Source organism: Bradyrhizobium sp. CCBAU 45384, from assembly GCF_028128665.1.
Taxonomy (GTDB): domain Bacteria; phylum Pseudomonadota; class Alphaproteobacteria; order Rhizobiales; family Xanthobacteraceae; genus Bradyrhizobium; species Bradyrhizobium manausense.
Window position 1 is genome coordinate 214355 of the sequence record NZ_LBIZ01000117.1, and the last position, 21876, is coordinate 236230.

A 21876-nucleotide genomic window follows, 5' to 3' on the forward strand; every position below is an offset into this window, starting at 1 on the left:
CTATTCGCTCCGGCTCGCCAGCGCGTTCACGGCGGCGACCGTGATCGCGGAGCCGCCGAGGCGGCCTTCGACGGTGAGCGCCGGCACCGGCGGATCAGCCATCAGCGCGGCCTTTGACTCGGCGGCGCCGACGAAGCCGACGGGACAGCCGATGATCGCCGCGGGACGCGGACAGTCGGGATCCTCGAGCATGTTGAGCAGATGGAAGAGCGCCGTCGGCGCATTGCCGATCGCGACAATGGCGCCATTCAGATGCGGCCGCCACAGCTCCAGCGCCGCAGCCGAGCGCGTGTTGTTCATCGACCTGGCCAATGCCGCGACGGTCTCGTCGCCCAGCGTACAGATCACGGCATTTGCCGCAGGCAATCGCGCACGGGTAATGCCCTCGGACACCATGCGCGCATCGCACAGGATCGGCGCGCCCTTCTGCAGGGCCGCGCGCGCAGCCGTCGCCATGCCGGGCGTGAAGCGGATATGCGCCTCGAGTCCCACCATGCCGGCGGCATGGATCATCCGCACCACGACCTGCTCCTCGTCAGCCGTGAAGCGCGCCAGATCGGCCTCGGCCCGGATGGTCGCAAAGGATTGCCGGTAGATCGCCGCGCCGTCGGTCTCGTAGATGTGCGGCATCAGTGCCCTCCCATCAGGATGGAGGGATCACGAACGATATCGTCACGATCGAGCCCGCGCAGGACGGGCTCGTCGCGGGTCGAGCCGCCGCGCACGAGATCGAAACCCTTTGCCGTCGCGACCAGCGTGATCGCGGCCGCGCCGGAATGGGCGCAGCCCTTGGTGCAGCCAGAGACGTGAAGCTGCGCGGCCCCGCCGATGTTTGGCGCCAGCGCCGCCGCCAGCCCCCGCGTATCGGCATGGGCCTCGCGGCAGCGCGGCGCACCGCTGCACGCGATGACGCGCAACGCCGGATCATGGGCTTCGGTGATCAGGCCGGACGCGGTCGGCATGGTCCGCTTGCCTTCGCTCAGGACCATCCGCCACGGCGTCATCCGCAACGCATGCCCGCAAGCAGCGAGCTGATCGAGCGTCGCATGCGACATCTGCCCGAAGGCGATGCCGACCATGGCGCCTTGCGGATAGAGGCCGGGACGCGCTGCGGCCATGATCGGCGCAGGCTCGGCCTCGCCGCGGAGCGCCTCAGGCAATTTTGCGCCGGCCGCAAGATGCGCTGCCATGCGCCCGCGCCCATCCCTGACGCCTGACGCGACGAACCAGCGCGCAACAGCAATCGCGGTGCCCACAACCTCACCACGCGCGACGCTGCGGCCGAGCCGGGCGCCGTCCGCGCGCACGAGGAGATCACCTGAAACGTCACGCTCGATCCGCACGTCGGCGGAATCGCCGGCGAGCACGCGCGAGTTGCCGTCGTCGATGGCGAAGCCGAATTTCGTCGGCAGTTCGAGCATCGAATCTGCCAGCGCCTCTTCGAGCTCGGCGGCGAGCGCCTGGGTCTCGTCGCCGTCGCGCCAGAACGGCGTGACCAGGATGTTGCGCCGGGATTCGGTGTCGGCATCGGGGTCGAGCAGCGTCAGTTGCGCAAGACCGTCGAGCAGCGACCGATGGCTGCTTTCGCTGACGCCCCTGATCTGGAGATTGGCGCGGCTGGTGACGTCGATCAGGCCATTGCCGTGGCGCTCGGCGAGATGCGCGAGCCCGGCCGTCTGTGCCGCATCGAGCCGGCCGCCGAACGGGCGCACGCGGACCACGAGCCCGTCGCCCGATTGCATCGGCCGCAGCGCGCCGGGACACCAGCCCTTCACTGACGCCGCACTCATGACGCCTCCTTCAGCGCCGCCGCGATCGAGTTGCGGCGCGTCCGCCAGAGCGAGGCCTCGTGCAGGCGCGTGAAGCACGTTTCCATTGCGGCAAGCGCCGCCGGATTTTCGCGCGCCAGGAAGGCGCGGACATCGGCGTCGCCCAGCGTCGCGTCGTAATAGAGATCGAACAGATGCGGCGGCACCGCGCCGGCAAGATGGGCGAAGGCCGCCATGTGCTCCAGCGTCGCCGATATTTCGGCCGCGCCGCGAAACCCGTGGCGCATCATGCCGGCGATCCAGGCCGGATTGGCGGCGCGGGCGCGGACGACGCGGGAGATTTCTTCAGTCAGCGTGCGCGCATGCGGCGCGTCGGGGCGCGTCGTGTCGAGGTGATAGAGCGATGGCCCTGATGCGCCGAGATGCGCGGCCGCCGCGGCGATGCCGGCTTCATGCGCCGCATAGTCGGCGGCGAGCAGGAGGTCGGTCTCGGGCAGATCCTGGGCGTGAACGAACGCATCGGCCGAGGCGAGCCGCTGCTCGATGCCGGCGCGATCGGGCTTGATTGCACCATCGGCAGAGAACGCCCAGGACGAAGCGCACAGCCAGGCCTCGCCGGCAGCATCGCGCGTCTCCGATGTGAACGCATCGGGGATGGCCGAGAGGCCGACGCCGTATTGTCCGGGCCGCGGCGCGAACACACGCGACGCACGCTGACGATACGGATTCTCCTCGCCCTCCTCGTCGCGGCTGGCGAGCGCCTCGGAGGCCGCCTCGAACAATTGCGCAAGGCCGGCGAAGACATCGCGGAACAGGCCGGACACGCGCAGCGTCACGTCGATGCGGGGACGGCCGAGTTCGGCCGGCGCGATGATGTCGTAGCCGGTGACGCGGCCGGAGGCGTGATCCCAGCGCGGCGCTAGACCAGCAAGATGCAGCGCCATCGCAAACTCCTCGCCCGCGGTGCGCATCGTCGCCGAGCCCCAGAGATCGACGACGAGGCCCTTCGGCCAGTCGCCGTGATCCTGCAAATGACGACGCAGCAGCTCTTCGGCGAGCTTGATCCCCTGTGCATGCGCCGACGGCGTCGGCACCGCGCGGGGATCGACAGCGAACAGATTGCGCCCGGTCGGCAGCACGTCCTGACGCCCGCGATAGGGCGAGCCGGACGTACCCGGCGCCACGCGTCGTCCTGCGAGCGCGGCGCGGAGTGCGTCCAGCTCGGCCTCGCCACAGGCGCCACGGCCGAACACATGCAGGCCGTCGCCGAACTGGCTTTCCTTGAGGTCGCAGACGAAACGATCGATGCGCGGAATGGCTTCCGCCGGCGCGGCCGAGGCATCGATCCCGAGATCGTCTTCGAGGCCGGCCGCACGCGCCTCGTCGCGGATCGCGGCGATCAGGCGTTGGCGCCGCGCGGGGTCGAGACCATCGGCGGTCGAATATTCGTCAAGCAGGCGTTCGAGTCGGCGCAGCCCTTCCGGCACAGCGGATTGCTCGAGCGGCGGCGGCAGATGGCCGATGGTGACGGCGCCAATGCGCCGCTTGGCCTGCGCGGCCTCGCCGGGATCGTTGACGATGAAGGGATAGATGACGGGGAGATCACCAGTCAGCGCTTCCGGCCAGCACGCGGACGACAGCGCCACCGACTTTCCCGGCAGCCATTCCAGCGTGCCATGCGCGCCCATATGCACGACGGCATCGATCCCTTGCGCGCGGAGCCAGAGATAGAACGCGACATAGCCATGGCGCGGCGTGCGGGCGAGATCGTGGTAGTCGGCATCGCGCGTGATCGCGTTGCCACGCTCGGGCTGGACCGCGATGATCGATCGGCCGCATGGGATCGCAGCGAAGTGGAACGCGCCGTCGCGGCAACTCGGATCGTTTTCCGGCGCGCCCCAGGCCTGCGCGAGATCGTCCTGCAGGATTTGCGGCAGGCGCGCGAGCGCGGCGCGGTAATCGGCGACGCTCCACGTCAATTTCTGCTTCAGCAACATCTCGCCGAGTGCATGCACCGACGCAACATCGAAGCCGGCCTCGGCGAGATCGGTCACCAGCGCTTGCACCGAAGCGAGTGCATCGAGACCGACCGCATGCGCGATCTGGTGCGGACGGCCGGGATAGTTCGACAGCACGATGGCCAACCGCTTCTCGGCGACCGGCGTCTTGGCAAGCTTCCGCCACGCCGCGACGCGGGCTATCACGGCCTCCACACGCTCCTGATCCGGTCTGTGGGCCAGATGAGAGATTTGCAGATCGGGATCGCGCGTTGCGGCTGACTTGAAGCTCACCACGCCGGCGAACAGGCGGCCGTCGACCTCGGGCAACACCACATGCATGGCGAGGTCGCCGGGCGACAGCCCGCGCAGCGATTCCGCCCAGTCCTCGCGCCGCGCCGAGGAGAGCGCGACCTGGAAGACCGGACATTGCGCGGCATCGAATGGCGTGGTGCCGTCGTCGCCCATCGCCGAGAACGCGGTCGCATTGACGATGGCCGCCGGCGGATTTTGCGCGAGATGCGCGCGCAGCCAATCCGCGACGCCCGCCGCCTTCAGCGACGCGACGAAAGCCCCATAGGCATGAAAACCCTTCTCGCGCAGTGCTGCGATCAGCGCATCGACAGGCCCGGTGTCCGCAGCGGTGAGATAGGAGCGATAGAATGTCACGAGCGCGAAGGGCTTCCCCTCGCCCGGCGGCGGCGCAATGACGCCGCGCACGGGATCGTAAAAGCCCATCTCGGGCACGTTCATCTCGCCGGTAACAGGCCCGGCATAGAGACCCGAGGCCAGCGCGAGTTGCGCGATCGCGGCTTGCGCCGCGACGGGACCGCCGGTGTCGCAGAGCACCTTCAGCCGCCGCAGCGTCGAGACCGGCAAGGTCGAATACGCATCCAGCCTGGTGTCATCACGGCCATCGGCCGGCAGCACCGCGAGAACGATGCCCCGATCCTTTGCCAGTTGCTGGAGCGCCGCAAGCCCGTACGACCAATAGGACTCACCACCGATCAGCCGCACCAGAATGCCGCGCGCCTGCGACAGCGTGCGCTCGATATAGGTGTCGACCGAGAGCGGATGACGGAGCTCCGCAAGGTTCGCCAGCCGCAGCGACGGCAGGCCGTCGCGGCCACGCCGCCAGCCCGCCGCAAACGCTGCCAGGTCCGAATCCGAGAACGAGAGCACCACGAGATCGGCCGGGTCCTGGCCGATGTCCCTTGGCGTCGCGGTCTCCTCGAGACCACGGCTCTCGCGGAAGACGACGTGCATCAGACTCCCAATCCCGCCCTGATCGCGGCTTCGTCAATATCGCCGTGCTCGCCGATCACGACGAGCTTTGACTGCCTGCGGCCCGCGCCCCAGGGCTTGTCGAACTGGTGGCGCACGCGTTCGCCGACCGCTTGCAGCAGCAGCCGCATCGGCTTGCCCGCAACCGCGATGTAACCCTTGGCCCGCAGCACGTTCTGCTCGCGCGCCAGCTTCTGCACGGAGGCGACCAGCGCATCGACGTCGGCGACCTCAGGAAGATCGATCACGACGGAGGCGAAATCATCGTGCTCGTGCTCCTCCTCGCCATCATGATGCGAGGGGCGCGCGGCAAGATCGTTCTCGGCGGCAGCGCCGAGGCCGAGGATGACGCGCGCATCGATGGCGCCGTCGGTGATCGGCAGCATCGGCACGCGACGCGACATCTCCGCGGCGATCGCGGCCTTTGCGGCTTCGATGCCGGCAGCGCCCGCAAGATCGGCCTTGGTCAGCAGCACGATATCGGCGCAGGCGATCTGGTCCTCAAACACTTCGGACAGCGGCGTCTCGTGATCGAGATTTTCGTCCGCAGCGCGCTGCGCCTCGACCGCATCCGGATCCGGCGCGAAGCGGCCGGCCGCGACGGCCTCGGCATCGGCGAGCGCAATCACGCCGTCGACCGTGATGCGCGAGCGGATCTCCGGCCAGTCGAACGCCTTCAAGAGCGGCTTTGGCAGCGCCAGCCCCGAGGTCTCGATCAGGATGTGATCGGGCCGCACGGGGCGCGCCAGCAGCTGCTCCATGGTCGGAATGAAATCGTCGGCGACGGTGCAGCAGATGCAGCCATTGGCGAGCTCGACGATGTTCTCTTCCGGGCAGTTCGCGTCGGCACAGGATTTCAGGATCTCGCCATCCACGCCCTCGCTGCCGAACTCGTTGACGAGCACGGCGAGCTTCTTGCCGCCCGCATTGCTGAGCAAATGCTGGATCAGCGTGGTCTTGCCGGAGCCGAGAAAACCCGTGACCACGGTCACGGGGACTTTTGCAAGCGAGTTCATTCGGCGGCCTCCGGCAACACGGCGATAGGGGGAATGCGGGCAAGCGACTGCTTGCGGAAGATTTCGGGCCGGCTGCGCCAGGGCACGAGACCATCGGGCGCGGCGGCATAGGCGGCGGCGCCGGCGACGACGTCCTGCGCGTTGGCATCCGTCAGGCGGCCATAGACATACGACCAGCGCCCGGGCGCGCTGAGTGCGACCGAGCAGCCCTGGCTGCATGCCGACAGGCATTCGACGGGAACCACCGTCACACCCTCGGGCACGCCGGCCTCGAGGATCGCACCATGCAGGCGCTTGCCGGGCGTGACCTCGCCCTCGCCCAGCGTCTGGCCGGCGCGGCAGGTGATGCAGACATGCAGTGTGACAGTCATCGCCTCTTCCAGAAGTATCAGCGGGAGGCGAAGAGGCCCACGGACCATCCTTGCGAAGGCCCGCTTCCCCGTCGCGGAACACCCCGTCCGCCGGTCCACAAATCGTCCGCGCTGGCAGGTCTCCCGGCTTGCGGAGCAGGGTTTCCCCTTCGATCCCCGCCTTCCCGATCCCTTCAGGGGATCAGTGGCTTTGGGCATCTCTCCGGTCACGGTCGCGGGGGCGGCTGCATTTTGGACCCAAATCTTGCCGATTCGGACCCTATCGCATTCCCTCTTCGCCTGTCATAGGACAGGAACCAACGCCGGAGCACCATTTGCCCCCGGCCGCCTCTTGTCAAGCCGAAGGACCGATCCGATGACGAGCGAGCCGGAGACCGAAACGGCAGATGAAACCGACGCCAAGCACGCCGCCAAGATGGCGAAGATCAAGGTCGCCCGCGACAAGATCATGGCGACCAAGAGCGGCGAAAAGGGCCTCATCATCGTCCACACCGGCGCCGGCAAGGGCAAGTCGTCCTCCGCCTTCGGCATGATCGTGCGCTGTGTCGCCCATGGCCTGCCCTGCGCGGTGGTGCAGTTCATCAAGGGCGCCTGGGATACCGGCGAGCGGCGCCTGCTCACCGGCCATTTCGGCGAGCTCTGCCAGTTCCACGCCATGGGCGAAGGCTTCACCTGGGAGACGCAGGACCGCGCCCGCGACATCGCGGCGGCGCGCGCCGGCTGGGAGAAGGCGAAGGAGCTGATCCTCAATGAGAGCCTGCGCATGGTCGTGCTCGACGAGATCAACATCGCGCTGCGCTACGACTATCTCGACATCGCAGAGGTCGTCGATTTCCTCAAGACGTCGAAGCCGCCGATGACGCATGTCGTGCTCACGGGACGCAATGCCAAGGACGAGCTGATCGAGATCGCCGATCTCGTCACCGAGATGACGCTGGTGAAGCATCCGTTCCGCTCCGGCATCAAGGCGCAGCCCGGCGTCGAGTTCTGAAGTCGATGGCACGCGCGCTGATGATCCAGGGGGCGGGCTCGGACGTGGGCAAATCGCTCATCGTCGCCGGCCTCGCACGCGCCTTCACGCGCCGGGGATTGCGCGTGCTCCCCTTCAAGCCGCAGAACATGTCGAACAATGCCGCCGTCACCGTCGACGGCGGCGAGATCGGCCGCGCCCAGGCGCTGCAGGCGCTCGCAGCGGGCGTCGAGCCGCATACCGACATGAACCCGGTGCTGCTCAAGCCCGAGACCGATGTCGGTTCGCAGGTGATCGTGCAAGGAAAGCGCATCGCCACCGCACGCGCGCGCGAATATGCGGCGATGAAGCCCTCGCTGATGGGCGCCGTGCTGGAAAGCTTCGAGCGGCTGAAGGCGCGTTCCGATCTGGTGCTGGTCGAAGGTGCCGGCAGCCCGGCCGAAGTGAATTTGCGCAAGGCCGACATCGCCAATATGGGCTTTGCCCGCAAGGCCGACGTGCCGGTGGTTCTGGTCGGCGACATCGACCGCGGCGGCGTCATCGCCCAGCTCGTCGGCATCAAGACGGTGATCGACCCTGATGATGCCGCGATGATCCAGGGGTTTGTCATCAACAAGTTCCGCGGCGATCCCACGCTGTTCGACGACGGCTACAAGCTGATCGCGCAAAAGACCGCATGGCGCGGCCTTGGCGTGCTGCCCTGGTTTTCGCGCGCCGGCGAGCTGCCGGCCGAGGATGCGCTGGGCCTGAGCGATGCGCGCAAGCCCGGCCAGACCAAGATCGCCTGTCTCGCGCTATCGCGCATCGCCAATTTCGACGATCTCGATCCGCTCAAGCTCGAGCCGGGTGTTGATCTCTTGATGGTGCGCCCGGGCGAAGCGATCCCCGGCGATGTCAGGCTCGTCATAATCCCCGGCTCAAAGTCGACCCGCGGCGATCTCGCCTTTTTGCGCGCGCAGGGCTGGGACATCGATTTGCTCGCACATCATCGGCGCGGCGGCCATGTGCTCGGCCTCTGCGGCGGCTATCAGATGCTGGGACGCAGCGTCGCGGACCCCGAAGGTATCGAAGGCTCTGCGGGCGATACGCCGGGCCTGGGACTTCTGGATGTCGAGACGGTGATGAGCCCGCAAAAGACACTGACGCGTGTTGCGGCCGTGCATGCGGACACGAACCAACCGATCGAGGCTTACGAAATCCACATCGGGCGCACCGACGGGCCGGATCGCGTGCGGCCGTTCGCCAAACTCAACGGCGAGGCGGAGGGCGCGATGTCGCGCGATGGCCGTGTCCAAGGCAGCTATCTGCACGGCCTGTTCACGTCGGATGATTTCCGCAAGGCGTATCTGGCAAAGCTCGACATTTCCGCGGGCGACGAGCCGTATCACGCCAGGGTCGAGAGCGCGCTCGAGGCCCTCGCCGATCACATCGAGAAACATCTCGATGTCGAAGGCCTGCTCACGCTAGCGCGCTAGCATCTCGGCGAGGCGCGTCCATTCGGCCTCAGCGCCCGGAAGGCCGAGACGCAACCACGAGGGGTTCTGCGTGAAGACCCGCGACCAGATCTGACCGCGCGCGAGCCTCTCCTGCGCGGCAAGCGCATCCGGCGTCTCGTAGAGACGGAACAGTGATGCGCCACCGACGAGCCGCCAGCCCTGCGCATGCGCCATCGCGTCGAGGCGCGCACAGTCCCGCAAAAGCCGCGCTGACGTCGCCTTGGCCCAGGCCTCATCGCGCAAAGCGCGGCAGCCGATCGCGATCGCGGCGCCCGAGACCGGCCATGGCCCCGATGCCGCCGCGAGCTTGTCAATGTCGGCTGCATGGCCGATCGCGAAGCCGAGCCGCAGGCCGGCCAGACCGTAGAACTTGCCGAACGAGCGCAGGATCAGCAAGCCCGGCCGGCCGGCTTCCGAGGCGAGCGAGAACTCGGGAACGGCATCGGCAAAGCTCTCGTCGATGACGAGGTGACCGACGCGCGGCGACAGCGCAAGCAGATCCTTCGGCGCATGACGGCGGCCATCGGGATTGTTGGGATTGACGACGATGGCAAGATCCGCACCCGCCAGCGCATCGAGCTCCCTCACCTGCTCGACCTGCCATCCCGCGACCGAGAGAACGGGCGCATATTCGTTGTAGGTCGGCGCGAGGATGCGGGCCAGGCCACGCGGCGCGAGCTGTGGCAGCAGTTGAATGGCGGCCTGTGCGCCGCCCATCACAACGACAGGCGCTGATGTGCCATAGGCGTGTTGGGCGGCCTGATGCAGCGCCTCGATCTCGGAGCGCGAGGGCAAGGCTTGCCAGTGATGCGCTGATATCTCGCCGACGGGATAAGGCAGCCGGTTGATGCCGGTCGACAGATCGATCCAGTCCTCCGCGCGCCCGCCAAAACGCTGCTGGGCCAGATCGAGATTTCCACCGTGCTCGCGCATGGCCCGTTGTTTCACGCATACGCCAGGATCGCAAGCACGCCTGCGAGCAGCAGCATGGCGCGGCGGTAGATCGCCAGCCCCTCATGAATGTCCGCTGCAAGCGGATCGCGCGCACCTTCGTTAAGCCAGGGCTCTTTCGTGACACAGCCGTGATAGATGCGCGGGCCACTGAGCCGCACGCCGAGCGCGCCGGCCATCGCAGCTTCCGGCCAGCCGGCATTGGGCGAACGATGCCGGCGCGCATCGCGCGTCATGCACGACAGCGCCTCCGAGCGCCGCGGTGCGAGCAACACGAACAGCAAGCCGGTCAGGCGCGCCGGAATGAAATTGGCGACATCGTCGATGCGAGCAGCGGCCCAGCCAAAGGCTTCGTGACGATCGCTGCGATGGCCGATCATGGAGTCCAGCGTGTTGATGGCCTTGTAGCCGAGGATTCCCGGCAAGCCGAACAGCGTCCCCCAGAACACCGGGGCGACGATGCCGTCGGAGGCATTCTCGGCGAGGCTCTCGATCGCCGCGCGTGCGATGCCGGCTTCATCAAGCGCGGCCGGATCGCGGCCGACGATGCGCGAGACCGCCTCGCGCGCGGCGGCGATGTCGCGGGTCAGCAGAGGCTTGGCGACCGCGGCGACGTGATCATGCAGCGAGCGCAGCGCCACCAGCGGCCAGGCCAGGACGCCGGCCAGCACGAATCCGATCCAGCCTGAGGGAAGCAAGGACTGAAGCACCCAAGCGAGCGCCACCGCGAGCGCGATCACCAGAAGCGCGCCGGCAATGCCGGCGGCGCGGCGGAGCGCCAGGGCATCGGACTCGCGATTCCAGCCGGCATCGATGGCATCGATCAGCAGGCCCAGCCAGGTCACGGGGTGGCCGATCCGCGCGAACAGCCATGACGGCCAGCCCAGGAGGGCATCCATCGCCATCGCCACCACCATCGCGCCTGCAAAACCCAAACCCGCCTCCTGTCCCGCCCCTGTTGCGCAAAGCGAGGGGCGAGCGCAAGCCCCTGCCGGGCTGATTTTCGGCTTTGTCTTTGGCCGCGATTGGTGATTAGTCAGGCTCACAGGAGAGCTTTATGGCCGTCATCTTGATCACAGGCGGAGCGCGATCGGGCAAGAGCGCCCGCGCGGAAGCGCTTGCGCGCAGCTTTCCGGACCAGCCGCCGATCTACATCGCTACGGCCGAGGCGCTCGATGCCGAGATGGAGGCGCGCATCGCTGGGCATCGCGCGCGACGCGGACCCGGCTGGATCGAGCGCGAGGTGCCGCTCGATCTCGTGCGTGCGCTCATCGCAAGTGATGGCGGCGGTGCGAGGCTGGTGGACTGCCTGACGCTGTGGCTCTCCAATCTCATGCATGCGGAGCGCGACTGGCAACGCGAAGTGAGCGAGCTTGCCGCCGCCCTGCCCCGCCTCGAGAGCCCCGTCATCTTTGTCACCAACGAGGTCGGACTCGGCATCGTGCCCGACAACGCATTGGCGCGCAGCTATCGCGATGCAGCCGGCATCATGAACCAGACCATTGCTGATGTCGCCGATAAGGTCGAGTTCGTGGTCGCCGGCCTGCCGATGAAGCTGAAATGACGCCGCGCGCCGACATTCTGAAAGACGTCGCCGCCGATCTCAGGATCGCCGCGTCCTTCGTCACGATCCTTCCCGTGGCCTCGTCGAAGCCATCAGGCGAAGGCGCCGTCGCGCGCGCGACATGGGCCCTCCCAGTGGCCGGGCTGCTGGTCGGCCTTGCCGGGGCGCTCGTCTACAAGGTCGCCATTCGCGTCGGATTGACGCCTGATATCGCCGCCCTGCTCGCGCTCGCGACGACCACGCTCATCACCGGCGCACTGCACGAGGACGGGCTTGCCGACACCGCCGACGGCCTCGGCGGCGGGCGGACGCGCGAGCGCAAGCTCGAGATCATGCGCGACAGCCGGATCGGCAGCTATGGTGTCTGCGCCCTGATCCTGTCGTTCGGCCTGCGCTGGAGCGCGCTTGCGGCGATCGCCAATCCCTGGGCCGTGATGCTCGCGCTGTGCGCAGCTCATGCCGCGGCCCGCGCGGGCTTGCCGGCCTTCATGTCGCTGGTTGCCCCGGCCCGTCCCGACGGTCTTTCCGCGAACGCAGGAGCGCCGCCGGGCCGCAGCGTGGCCACGTCCTTCGCCATAGGAACGCTCGCGCTCGCTCTGGCGTTGGGGCCGGGCAAGGCGCTGGTCGGGCTGGTGCTGCTCTCCCTCGCCGGGCTGATGCTGGCGCGGCTTGCCATCCGCCAGGTCGGCGGGCAGACCGGCGACATCCTGGGCGCATTCGAGCAGGTCGGCGAAATCCTGATCCTGCTGGTCGCGGCCGCCTTCCTCCACGGGGGAGGATGAAATCATGGTCGAGTTCGACGACACCTTCCGCCTTCAATTGCGCGAGCTGTTCGTGTGGCGCCGCGACGTGCGCCGCTTTCGTAACCAGGCACTGCCCGACGGCGCGATGGAGCGGCTGATCGAGACGGCTTGCCTGTCGCCCTCGGTCGGCCTGAGCCAGCCCTGGCGCTTCGTCATCGTCGATGATCCCCAGCGGCGCCGCGCCGTGATCGACGATTTCAAGGCGTGTAACGCCGATGCACTCAACTGCTATTCCGGCGAGCGCGCGCTACGCTACGCCACGCTCAAGCTCTCGGGCCTCGAACAGGCCCCTGGCCACCTCGCCGTGTTCGCCGACAAGGCCAGCGACACCGGCCACGGCCTCGGCCGCGCCACCATGCCGGAGACGACAGAATATTCGGTGGTCGCGGCCATCACCGCGATGTGGCTCGCCGCCCGCGCCGAAGGTATCGGGCTCGGCTGGGTCTCCATCCTCAGCCCGCAGCGTATCCACGGCCTGCTCGACGTGCCCGCTTCCTGGAAGTTCATCGCCTATCTCTGCATCGGCTATCCCGAGGCGGAATGCGACCAGCCCGAGCTCGAGCAGGCGAAGTGGGAGCACCGGCGGGACGCGAGCGAGTTCACGCTGCGGCGGTAGCAGCCCGCTCTATCCACCGGGACCGCTGCGAACGAACATTCACAAGCGCATTTTTCATCAATTGTGGTTGCCATCCTTTCGCGTTAAGCACGTTCCCCGGGGACAAATCTTGCGAAACATTTCATGAGCGAGCGGCCTGCTCCTGCCCGTGTCGTGCCGGCGATCGCCCGTCGCGATTTCATTCGGCTTGCGGGAGCAACTGTCGCAGGTTTGTTTGCGCTCGACGCAACGTCGGACCGCATGCGAATCGTCGCCTCGATCACCGCTCTGGCGCTCGATGACGAGCTGACCCGACGCAACATGAGCGAGAGTTCGAACTCTCGCCTCGGTGCGCTGATCGCGGGCTTGCGACAACGCGGCTGGGTCGAAGGGGTCAATTATCGTCTCGAGGTTCGCTCGACATTCGGCGGGCCCGACAAGTTGCAGACCGCGATCGCGGAGCTCATCGATCTCAAGCCGGATGTCATCCTGACCGGCTCGACTGTCGAGACCGCGGCCGTCATGGCGGCCACCAAGACGGTCCCGATCGTTTTCGCGACCTCCAACGATCCCGTCGGCAACGGCTTCGTCGAAAGCCTTGCCCATCCCGGCGGCAATGTCACCGGCTTCACCAGCAGCACCCCCGAGATGGGCGGCAAATGGCTTCAGCTGATCAAGGAAGCCGTGCCTGACATCCGGCGCATCGGCGTCCTGTTCAACCCGGCCAGCACCCCTCGCGCCGGCCGCTATTACCTTGATTCGCTCGAGCGGGAAGCCGCGACATCAGGCGTCGCGGTGGAGCTTGCACCCATCGACGCAGTCGCCGAGATCGACGGCGCGATCGGCCGCTTCGCTGATCCTCCGAAGGCGGCCATGATCTCGCTTGTCGACAGCTTTCTCGTGGTCAACCGGAAGGCGGTGGTCGAGACGGCCGCGAGACATCGCGTGCCGATGATCTATCCGTTCCACTACTTCATGGATTCGGGCGGGCTGATGAGCTACGGGCCGACGCTGGAGGTGCGCTCGGCCGATTATGTCGATCTCATCCTCCGCGGCACCAAGGCCGGCGACCTGCCGGTGCAATCGCCGCGCAAATACGAGCTGCTGATCAACCGCACCGTCGCCAGCGCGCTCGGATTGAAGATTCCCTACACGCTGCTGGCGCGCGCCGACGAGATTCGCGAGTGAATGAACAGGTCGACCAGGAACCTTTGCGGACGCCTCCCGGACGGCTGTTCCGCAAATATCTCTACTCGATCGTCGCGCTTGCCTTTGCCGCGCTCGCCATCAACACCAGCTTCGACGTCTGGTTCTCCTATCACGAGCAGAAGCAGCTGCTCGCGGCAACCCAGCGCGAGCAGGCTGCGAGCGCGGCGATCCAGATCGGCCAGTTCATCAGCCAGATCGAGACCCAGGTCAGATGGCTGTCGCACCTGCCCCCGGAGCTTTCGACCAATGAAGACGTGCGCCTGAATGCCATCAGGCTGCTGCGCCTCTCGCCCGCGATTGCGGAATTGACCGAGCTCGATTCGAACGGCCGCGAACAGGTACGCGTGTCGCGCCGCGTCGCGGACCGGATCGGCAGCAACATCGACCAGTCCTCCTCTGCCGCCTTCCGCGGCGCCAATGAAGGCCGGGCCTATTACGGGCCGGTCTATTTCTTCGGCGACACCGAGCCCTTCATGACGCTCGCCACGCGCGGCAGCGGCAGCTCACCCAACGTCGTCATCGCCGAGGTCAATCTGCGCTTCATCTGGGACCTCGTCGCCGGGATCAGGGTGGGCAACACCGGCAAGGCCTATGTCGTCGATCGGCTGGGTGTGCTGATCGCGCATCCCGATCTGTGGCCGGCGCTTCGCCGCAGCGATCTCTCCGGCCATCCTGACGTGCGCGCCGGGCTCGACGGCGTGGGGCCACCCTCGGGCGGGCTGATCAAGGAGGATTTTGCCGGTCAGCGCGTGCTCTCGACCTATGCGACGGTCCCCTCGCTCGGCTGGCTCGTGTTCGTCGAGCTCCCGCTCAGCGAAGCCTACGCGCCGATCTACGCCTCGATCGGACGCTCGACGTTCCTGCTGATCGTCCTGCTCGCCTCGGCCACCCTGGTGTCGCTCTGGCTCAGCCGACGCATGGCCGTGCCGATCCAGATGCTGACCCAGGGGGCACGGCGGATCGGCAGCGGCGATCTCGGACAGCGGCTCGCCATCAAGACCGGCGACGAGCTCGAGGCGCTGGGCGACCAGTTCAACCGCATGGCCGCGCATTTGCGCGAATCCTACGCCACGCTCGAGCGCAAGGTGATCGAACGCACCTCCGAGCTCGAGAAGGCGCGCGATCACGCGCTGGCCGAGCACGACGCGGCCGAGCGGGCGCGCAGCGTCGCGGTTGCAGCCAACGAAACCAAATCGCGCTTCCTCGCCGTTGTCAGCCATGAGCTGCGCACGCCGCTCAATGGGGTCATGGGCGTGCTGCAGCTGCTCGACGACGGCCGGCTCAGCGAGGTCCAGCGCCGCCACCTCGCCACCGCGGCCGCGTCGGGCGAAACACTGATCGCGCTGGTGGACGCCATTCTGGAATATGCCCGCCTCGAGGCCAGCACTGAGGCCCTGGAGACGCGCGACTTCCGTCTCGACCAGCTGATCGAGACGGCGGCCGATCTGATGCGTCCGCAGGCGTTTGGCAAGGGTCTCTCCTTCGACCTCGCCTGCGATCCGTCAGTCGGCACGTCAGTCCACGGCGATCCCGTCCGTCTCAACCGAATCCTGCTCAATCTGATCGGCAACGCCATCAAGTTCACCCCGAGTGGCGGAATATCCGTGCATGCGGCGATCGAGCGGCGTGACGACCATGCGCTGCTGCGCGCCGTCGTTCGTGACACCGGCATCGGCATTGCGCCCGACATGCACGAACGGATTTTCGAGGACTTCGTGCAGGCCGACGACAGCATCGCGCGGCGGTTCGGCGGCACCGGCCTCGGGCTTGCGATCGCGCGCAGACTGACGCGGCTGATGCGCGGCGACCTGACGGTGGAGAGCACGCCGGGCAACGGCAGCGTGTTTACGCTTGTCGTCCCGCTCGGCAAGGCCGCCGGCGGCATTGCACAAGGCACGCTGCCGCCGCAATCGCGACCGCTCCGCGTGCTGCTGGTCGACGACGACCCCATCAATTGCGAGGTCGGCGAAGCTATCCTGACCAGGCTCGGCCACCGCGCCGCGATCGCAAGCAATGGTGCGGCCGCTGTCGCGCTCGCCGGAAGCCAGCCGTTCGACGTCGTCCTGATGGACCTGCACATGCCCGACATGGACGGCGTGGAGACGGCCACGCGCATCCGTCAGCTGCCCTTGCGGCCGATGCCGCGGATCATCGTCGTGACCGCCGACGCCTCGCCCAGCACCCGCCAGCGGCTCGCAAGCGCCGGGATCAGCAAGGTCGTCAGCAAGCCGATCCTGATTGGCGCGCTCCGCGAGGCGATCGAGGACGAGCCCGCGCGCGGCGCGACCGAGGCGCCGCTCGCATCAGGCGCGTTGATCGACCGGCATTTTCTCGACGACCAGAAGGCGCTGCTCGGCATCGGCCAGATCACGAAGCTGCAACATCTGCTGAGAGAGACCAGCGAAACGCTGATCGCCGACATTGTCGCGGCGGCCGCGGCCGGCGATGCCAGGCAGCTCGCGCGATCTGCGCACCAGCTCGGCAGCGCCGCAAGCGCGCTCGGCCTGATCAGCCTGTTCGAGCGCTGCCGCGAGATCGAAGAGGCAGCGCCCTCGATGTCACCAGAGGCGTGCCGGGATGCGGCGCGCGAGCTCGCCGCGCTTCGCGACGCGTCGATCAGCGCGCTGGACAATTTGCTCACGCCCCAAACCGCTCCACCAGAAAATCAATGAACAGCCGCACCTTCACCGACAGATGCCGCGTCGGCGGATAGACCGCATAGAGCGCGAGCGGCGGCGCGGAATAGTCGTCGAGCACGGTCCGCAATTCGCCCTTCCGCAGCGCCTCCGCGGCGATGAACTCGGGCAGCAGAGCGAGGCCCCTGCCCTTGATCGCGGCGTCGCGCAGCACCTCGGCGTTGTTGACGCAGAGCGACCAGTCCGGCTGGATCCAGTGATCGCCATCGGCACCTGACAGCTTCCACTGATTGCCGGTGAGCAGGAAGCCGTAGGTGAGCGAGGCATGCGCGCGCAGGTCCTGCGGATGTTTTGGCGTGCCGTGACGGGCGAGATAGTCAGGCGAGGCGCAGATCATGCGCGGCACCGGCATGATCTTTCGCGCGATCAGGCTCGACGATTCCAGGTCGGCGATCCGCAGCGTCACATCGAAGCCGTCCTGGACGGGATCGAGCAGATCGTCGCTGAGCACGATCTGGAGCTGAAGCTCCGGGAACGCTTGCATGAAATCCGCGAGCGCAGGCCCGAGCCGCATCGTTCCGAACGACATCGGCGCGTTGACGCGCAAGAGGCCCCGCGGCGCCGACTGGGCCTGCGTCACCGCCTGGTCGGCCGCTTCGATCTCGGAGAGGATGACGACCGCGCGCTCGAAATAGCGCTGGCCGTTCTCGGTCGGGCTGGCGTGCCGCGTGGTCCGGTTCAGGAGCTGGACGCCGAGGCTCTCCTCGAGGTCGGCGATGTATTTGCTGATCGCCGAGCGCGACAGCCGCAGCTGCCGGCCCGCCTCGGCAAAGCTGCCGCTTTCGACCACCTTCACGAAGGCGCGGAGGCTGGCAACCTTATCCAAGGGCCCGCCATTGTTTCCAAATCGTAGACATAGCCGTCATATTTGCATGGATTGTCTCCAATCCAAAGCGGAACGATATTTCCACCCAGAGCAAGAGTGCTCCCCCTAGAGAGGAGGACGACAATGTCTGGACTGCACCATGTCACCGCGATTGCCGGCGACCCCATCCGCAATTTCGGCTTTTACACCCGGGATCTCGGTCTGCGCTTCGTCAAGAAGACGGTCAATTTCGACGATCCCGGCACCTACCATTTCTACTACGGCGACGAGACCGGCCGCCCCGGCACCATCCTGACCTTCTTCCCCTGGGCCGGCGTGTCGCAGGGCCGCCGCGGCGTCGGCGAGACCCATCAGACCGCCTTCCGCGTGCCGCAGCGCTCGCTCGGTTACTGGACGCAGCGCTTCACCGAGAAGGGCATCGCCTATGAGGCGCTGGAAAAGCGTTTTGGCGAATCCGTGCTGCCGTTCACCGATCCTGACGGCATGGCGCTCGCGTTGGTCGGCGTCCCCGGCGCCGAGAACGAGCCCGGCTGGAGCAATGGCGAGGTGCCTTCAGAGCACGCGATCCGCGGCTTCCACGGCGTGACCCTGCTGCTCGACAGCGCGGCCAAGACGGCTGCGGTGCTCACCGACGTGTTCGGCTTCAAGGAGACGGGACGCGAAGGCTCGGTGATCCGCTTCAAGGCGCCTGGCGATGTTGAAGGCAGCGTCGTCGACATCTACGAGGCCAAGGGCTTTTTGCGCGGCCATCAGGGCGGCGGCTCGGTGCACCACATCGCCTTTCGCGCGGCAGATGACGCCGAGCAGGGCAGGATGGCGCAAATGCTCGTGAGCAATCACGGCCTGCATCCGACCGAGCAGCGCGATCGCAACTACTTCCGCTCGATCTATTTCCGCGAGCCCGGCGGTGTGCTGTTCGAGATCGCAACCGACATCCCCGGCTTCGCCGTGGACGAGCCGGTGGCGAGCCTCGGACGCGACCTGAAGCTGCCGAGCTTCCTCGAACGGCATCGCAAGCAGATCGAGGGCGTGCTGCCGAGCCTGGAAGCGACCGCATCATGACCGAGTTCATCCATCGCTTCGAGCCCGCGACCAGCGCGCACCTCCCACCCCTGCTGCTGCTGCACGGCACCGGCGGCGACGAGAACGACCTGCTCGGGCTCGGCCAGATGATCTCGCCAGGCTCGGCCCTGCTCTCGCCGCGCGGCCGCGTGCTCGAGCACGGCATGCCGCGCTTCTTCCGCCGCCTTGCCGAAGGCGTGTTCGACGAGGACGATGTGCGTCGTCGCGCGCTCGAGCTCGGCGATTTCGTCGCGGACGCTCGCAGGCGCTACGAGATCGCCGCGCCCGTCGCGGTCGGCTTCTCCAACGGCGCCAACATCGCCGCAGCGCTGTTGCTGCTGAAGCCGGACGTGCTGGCAGGCGCAGTGCTGCTGCGCGCAATGGTGCCGCTGTCGGATCCGCCCAAAGCCGAGCTCGGTGGCAAGCCGGTGCTGCTGCTATCGGGTCAGGCTGACCCGATCGTGCCCTCGAGCAATTCGGTCAGGCTTGCGGCGCTGTTGTCGGACGCAGGTGCGCGTGTCGACCACAAGGTTTTGCCGGCGGGCCATCAACTGTCGCAAGCCGACGTGACCCTCGCCCGCAGCTGGATCGGCAGCGTCGAGGCGAAGGCGGCGTAACCAAACAAGCGGCGCATCGCCTTCGGACGCTGCGCCGCTTCGCCTCTCCAGGACCGCGCATCACCGAGGGCGGTTCAGAGCCGTTCGTGCAGGCTCGAATTCCAGCAGCGGATCCCGTACACAGTCTCGCCATCTCGCCCGATGGCCTTCCGCCTGGAGACGGAAATAGACGACCCGCCGGATCACTGCTGAAGTGTTTCCACCCATATTGTGGCCGAGCAAATAGTTTCCAAGAAAGAGATCGCCGGCCCGTCCCAGCACCTGTTCGGGCGCCTCCATTGGGTAGGTCGGGTGCTCGATATCGAACAACGCGTCGGGCCCGTGCTCGCGGAGATAGGACGCAGCAACGTTGTGCGAGCCGGGCCAGACCCAGAGATTGCCCATATCTGACGCGGTCTGATCGGTCAGGAAGATGCCAGCCAGCAGGGTGAACGTTCCGGGGCGTCCGCTCGGCTCTGTGATCCTGATCCCATCGATATGCGGCCCGCCGGGTCGATGCTTCCAGACCGGAATGTTGAGCGAGACCTGAAGTTGCTCCAGCTTGGCCAGGGCCAGTGGCGCGATCAGGCTTTGCACGATTTCCAGGGCCCTGCTCTCTTGCAGCAGAGCGACCAGGGGATCGGTGTCGGCCGGATTCTGCTCCCAATAGAAGTGGAATCCGCGACGGTCAGCCGGAGGCGGATTTTGCTCGACCAAACGGTCGATCCGTTGCATTGCCGCTTCGAGCAGCATCGCTGGAACGACGTCAGGAATAACCACGAAGCCGCGTTCTGCGAATTGACGCAGTTGGTCGTCGTTTAAGGGGGACATGACAGAGCTCTCTCTACGTGCCAGCACCTACGTCCCGTCGTGCGGGACTGCGAGGTGTGGTCGATTCGATCAGGAAGTCGCCGCTCGCAAGCACATGACGCGCGAGGACGATGCGCGCGAGGACGATCTCCAATTCCTGTCCGCAAAGGCGCGGACGAGCCGTTAGCGGCTCAGCAGGAAGAAAACCGAAGCGATGTTGAGAGTGCTGATCATCATGGGCCGAACATTATCAAAGCAGCACACCGACGCAAGCCCTCGACGCCATCTCAGGCGCTCCTCACAGGGCTGCGCTTAAAGGAAAGCGCTCAACCTTGCGGCCCTGGCGCAATTCGATTTCAGCGCCCCGGCAGAGCGGATAGTCCGTCAGAACCGGGCGGATCGCCTCAAAGAGTGCGCGGGCGTTCGGGCCATAAAGGAAAAGCTGCACATTTTCCGGACCGTGCTCGTGACCGTCGAGCTCGCCCGCGTCCGTCTCGTCGAGCCGGCGTTCGAGCCTGCTCTCAAGGGTGTGCAGATCGCATTGCGCGTAGACCTCGGCGGGAAGGCCGATGCCGTCCAGCGTGACGAGCACGGTGCCGCTGGTCTTGCGCTTGACGGATTGCTTGGCGGGCTTCGGAGCCGCGCGCGGCGTCGGCGGCGCCTTGGTCTGGAGCAAGGCGGCGGCGCGTGCGCGCAGCGCGCCGGCCTCGGCAGCGCGGTCCAAGGCCTCGAGCGCGTCGGCCTCGTTGCTCAGCTTTTCGGCAAGCTTCTCTCTGTTGACGTTTGGAAGCGCCTCCATGACGGCGCGGGCGCGGCCGAACCACTCCAGCGCGGCTTCCTTCTCGCCCGAATCGCGGCGGATTTCACCCTGTGTACCAAGGGCGTGTGCGAGAAACTCGCCGCCGACCGGGGTCAGGATGTCGACCGCGCGGTCGGCCTCAGTCCGGGCGCGCACGAAATCGCGTTGGCGACGATAGACATTGGCGATGTTGTTGTGCAGGTTGCCCCGCTGCATCGTCGTCGTTTGCGGGTCGCGCTCGCGCGCCTCGCGCACTTTTTCATACCAAGCGAGCGCCTCGTCGAGCCGGTTCGCCCTGCTCGCCAGCACACCTAAGTTGAGCCATGCGGTCGCGGCCTGGTTGCTGTGATCGTTCGCGGCGAAGATGTCCGCGGCCTCGCGGAACGCCTGCGATGAATCGTCCGGGTGGGACCTGATTGTGGCGTTGCCGAGATCGAGCAAGGCGTGAGCCAGCAGCAGGTCCGGGCCCGAGCCGCGGATCAGGTCGATCGCCTCGCGCAGCACGGCCGCCGCGTCGGCCGAGAAGCCGAGACGCACGAGGCAGCGACCGGCCCGCCAAAGTCGACCGCGCACCGCCACGGGATCGCGGCGGGTCAGAGTGACGGCTTGCTGGCAATAAGGCAGGGCTCGGTGATGTTCGTTACGGTCCATGAGCGCGTCTGCGATCACGTCGACGCTCGCCAGCGTCCGGCTCGGTTCGCCGAGGCTCTTGAGGGCCGCCATGGCCTTGGCGGCGCGCTTTCCCATCGCCCCGGTTTGGCCGCACGCGGCGTGGCATGTTGCCGCCGCGAAATGCGCGGCGGCTTTCATTTCGCGGGCGTCGGCATCGTCGCGCGCCTCGAGCTGGGTCAGGATGGCATCGAAGACGTCGATCATCTGCGGATTGCCGGTGCGCGCTTCGCGGAGACCCAACTCCAGCGCGGCTGCGCAATCGTCGAACATGGCGTCCGAGTCCATTCCGGCGTGCTCCTGTTCCCGGGATGGATAAGTTAGGCAACACGAGTTAGTAATAGTTTAGCGGCTTAGCGCTGACGAGGTTAATGGGCTCCCTGTGGCGTCGGC

The 21876-nt window shown here is 67.0% G+C and carries 19 protein-coding genes and 1 riboswitch; of the genes, 9 read left to right on the plus strand and 10 right to left on the minus strand.

Going from position 1 to position 21876, the window contains the following annotated elements; all coding sequences use genetic code 11:
• Genes XH80_RS32515 through XH80_RS32535 form a run of 5 tightly spaced genes read right to left on the minus strand, consistent with a single transcriptional unit; the run spans position 1 to position 6437 of the window.
• The gene (locus XH80_RS32515; RefSeq protein WP_271602132.1) at positions 1-630 is read right to left on the minus strand and encodes a precorrin-8X methylmutase; all 630 of its coding nucleotides are present in this window, start codon (positions 628-630) and stop codon (positions 1-3) included.
• Entirely contained in the window at positions 630-1790 is a 1161-nt protein-coding gene (gene cobG / locus XH80_RS32520) for a precorrin-3B synthase (protein ID WP_271602133.1), read from the minus strand. The genes XH80_RS32515 and cobG overlap by 1 nt, the downstream gene beginning before the upstream one ends.
• Complete coding sequence (gene cobN, locus XH80_RS32525; RefSeq protein WP_271602134.1) at positions 1787-5032, minus strand: cobaltochelatase subunit CobN; 3246 nt, start codon at positions 5030-5032, stop codon at positions 1787-1789. The genes cobG and cobN overlap by 4 nt, the downstream gene beginning before the upstream one ends.
• Positions 5032-6066, minus strand: coding sequence for a cobalamin biosynthesis protein CobW (cobW, locus tag XH80_RS32530; protein WP_271602135.1), 1035 nt, complete (start codon positions 6064-6066; stop codon positions 5032-5034). The genes cobN and cobW overlap by 1 nt, the downstream gene beginning before the upstream one ends.
• Positions 6063-6437 carry a DUF1636 family protein gene (locus XH80_RS32535; RefSeq protein ID WP_057758883.1) on the minus strand — a complete coding sequence of 125 codons (375 nt, stop codon included), beginning with the start codon at positions 6435-6437 and terminating at the stop codon, positions 6063-6065. The genes cobW and XH80_RS32535 overlap by 4 nt, the downstream gene beginning before the upstream one ends.
• 96 nt (positions 6438-6533) lie before the next feature.
• Positions 6534-6753: riboswitch (cobalamin riboswitch) on the minus strand.
• Positions 6754-6792: 39 nt separating this feature from the next.
• Between XH80_RS32535 and cobO the strand changes: the two genes are divergently transcribed.
• Both cobO and XH80_RS32545 read left to right on the plus strand, forming a co-directional pair.
• Entirely contained in the window at positions 6793-7428 is a 636-nt protein-coding gene (cobO, locus tag XH80_RS32540; RefSeq protein WP_271602136.1) for a cob(I)yrinic acid a,c-diamide adenosyltransferase, read from the plus strand.
• Between the two features lie 5 nt (positions 7429-7433).
• Positions 7434-8882 carry a cobyric acid synthase gene (locus XH80_RS32545; protein ID WP_271602137.1) on the plus strand — a complete coding sequence of 483 codons (1449 nt, stop codon included), beginning with the start codon at positions 7434-7436 and terminating at the stop codon, positions 8880-8882.
• On the opposite strand, the gene cobD is transcribed toward XH80_RS32545, so the two are convergent.
• The gene (cobD, locus tag XH80_RS32550; RefSeq protein ID WP_271602344.1) at positions 8871-9836 is read right to left on the minus strand and encodes a threonine-phosphate decarboxylase CobD; all 966 of its coding nucleotides are present in this window, start codon (positions 9834-9836) and stop codon (positions 8871-8873) included. The two genes, XH80_RS32545 and cobD, sit on opposite strands and share 12 nt — an antisense overlap.
• An 11-nt stretch (positions 9837-9847) precedes the next feature.
• The gene (gene cbiB / locus XH80_RS32555) at positions 9848-10789 is read right to left on the minus strand and encodes an adenosylcobinamide-phosphate synthase CbiB (protein WP_271602138.1); all 942 of its coding nucleotides are present in this window, start codon (positions 10787-10789) and stop codon (positions 9848-9850) included.
• A gap of 122 nt (positions 10790-10911) precedes the next feature.
• Here cbiB and cobU point away from each other — a divergent pair, with 122 nt between their 5' ends.
• The 5 genes from cobU to XH80_RS32580 all read left to right on the plus strand — a co-directional run bounded on the left by cobU (position 10912) and on the right by XH80_RS32580 (position 16697).
• The gene (cobU, locus tag XH80_RS32560; RefSeq protein ID WP_271602139.1) at positions 10912-11418 is read left to right on the plus strand and encodes a bifunctional adenosylcobinamide kinase/adenosylcobinamide-phosphate guanylyltransferase; all 507 of its coding nucleotides are present in this window, start codon (positions 10912-10914) and stop codon (positions 11416-11418) included.
• On the plus strand, positions 11415-12200 hold the full coding sequence (cobS, locus tag XH80_RS32565) for an adenosylcobinamide-GDP ribazoletransferase (protein ID WP_271602140.1): 786 nt from the start codon (positions 11415-11417) through the stop codon (positions 12198-12200). Before cobU ends, cobS begins: the two co-directional genes overlap by 4 nt.
• 4 nt (positions 12201-12204) lie before the next feature.
• A complete protein-coding gene (bluB, locus tag XH80_RS32570; protein ID WP_271602141.1) occupies positions 12205-12837 on the plus strand; it encodes a 5,6-dimethylbenzimidazole synthase in 633 nt (210 codons plus the stop codon).
• 123 nt (positions 12838-12960) lie between these two features.
• The gene (locus tag XH80_RS32575) at positions 12961-14004 is read left to right on the plus strand and encodes an ABC transporter substrate-binding protein (RefSeq protein ID WP_271602142.1); all 1044 of its coding nucleotides are present in this window, start codon (positions 12961-12963) and stop codon (positions 14002-14004) included.
• Positions 14001-16697 carry a hybrid sensor histidine kinase/response regulator gene (locus XH80_RS32580; protein WP_271602143.1) on the plus strand — a complete coding sequence of 899 codons (2697 nt, stop codon included), beginning with the start codon at positions 14001-14003 and terminating at the stop codon, positions 16695-16697. Before XH80_RS32575 ends, XH80_RS32580 begins: the two co-directional genes overlap by 4 nt.
• Here XH80_RS32580 and XH80_RS32585 read toward each other — a convergent pair.
• Positions 16663-17547 (minus strand): LysR family transcriptional regulator, encoded by an 885-nt coding sequence (locus tag XH80_RS32585; RefSeq protein WP_271602144.1) that lies wholly within the window; start codon positions 17545-17547, stop codon positions 16663-16665. The genes XH80_RS32580 and XH80_RS32585 overlap by 35 nt on opposite strands.
• A gap of 123 nt (positions 17548-17670) precedes the next feature.
• Here XH80_RS32585 and XH80_RS32590 point away from each other — a divergent pair, with 123 nt between their 5' ends.
• Both XH80_RS32590 and XH80_RS32595 read left to right on the plus strand, forming a co-directional pair.
• On the plus strand, positions 17671-18609 hold the full coding sequence (locus XH80_RS32590; RefSeq protein ID WP_271602145.1) for a ring-cleaving dioxygenase: 939 nt from the start codon (positions 17671-17673) through the stop codon (positions 18607-18609).
• Positions 18606-19226, plus strand: a complete 621-nt coding sequence (locus tag XH80_RS32595) for an alpha/beta hydrolase (protein ID WP_271602146.1) — start codon at positions 18606-18608, stop codon at positions 19224-19226. The genes XH80_RS32590 and XH80_RS32595 overlap by 4 nt, the downstream gene beginning before the upstream one ends.
• 60 nt (positions 19227-19286) lie before the next feature.
• Here XH80_RS32595 and XH80_RS32600 read toward each other — a convergent pair whose 3' ends face one another.
• A complete protein-coding gene (locus tag XH80_RS32600) occupies positions 19287-20036 on the minus strand; it encodes a phytanoyl-CoA dioxygenase family protein (RefSeq protein ID WP_271602147.1) in 750 nt (249 codons plus the stop codon).
• A 277-nt stretch (positions 20037-20313) separates the two neighbouring features.
• Positions 20314-21771: a tetratricopeptide repeat protein gene (locus tag XH80_RS32605; RefSeq protein ID WP_271602148.1), complete on the minus strand. Its 1458-nt coding sequence runs from the start codon at positions 21769-21771 to the stop codon at positions 20314-20316.
• Between the last annotated feature and the right edge of the window lie 105 nt (positions 21772-21876).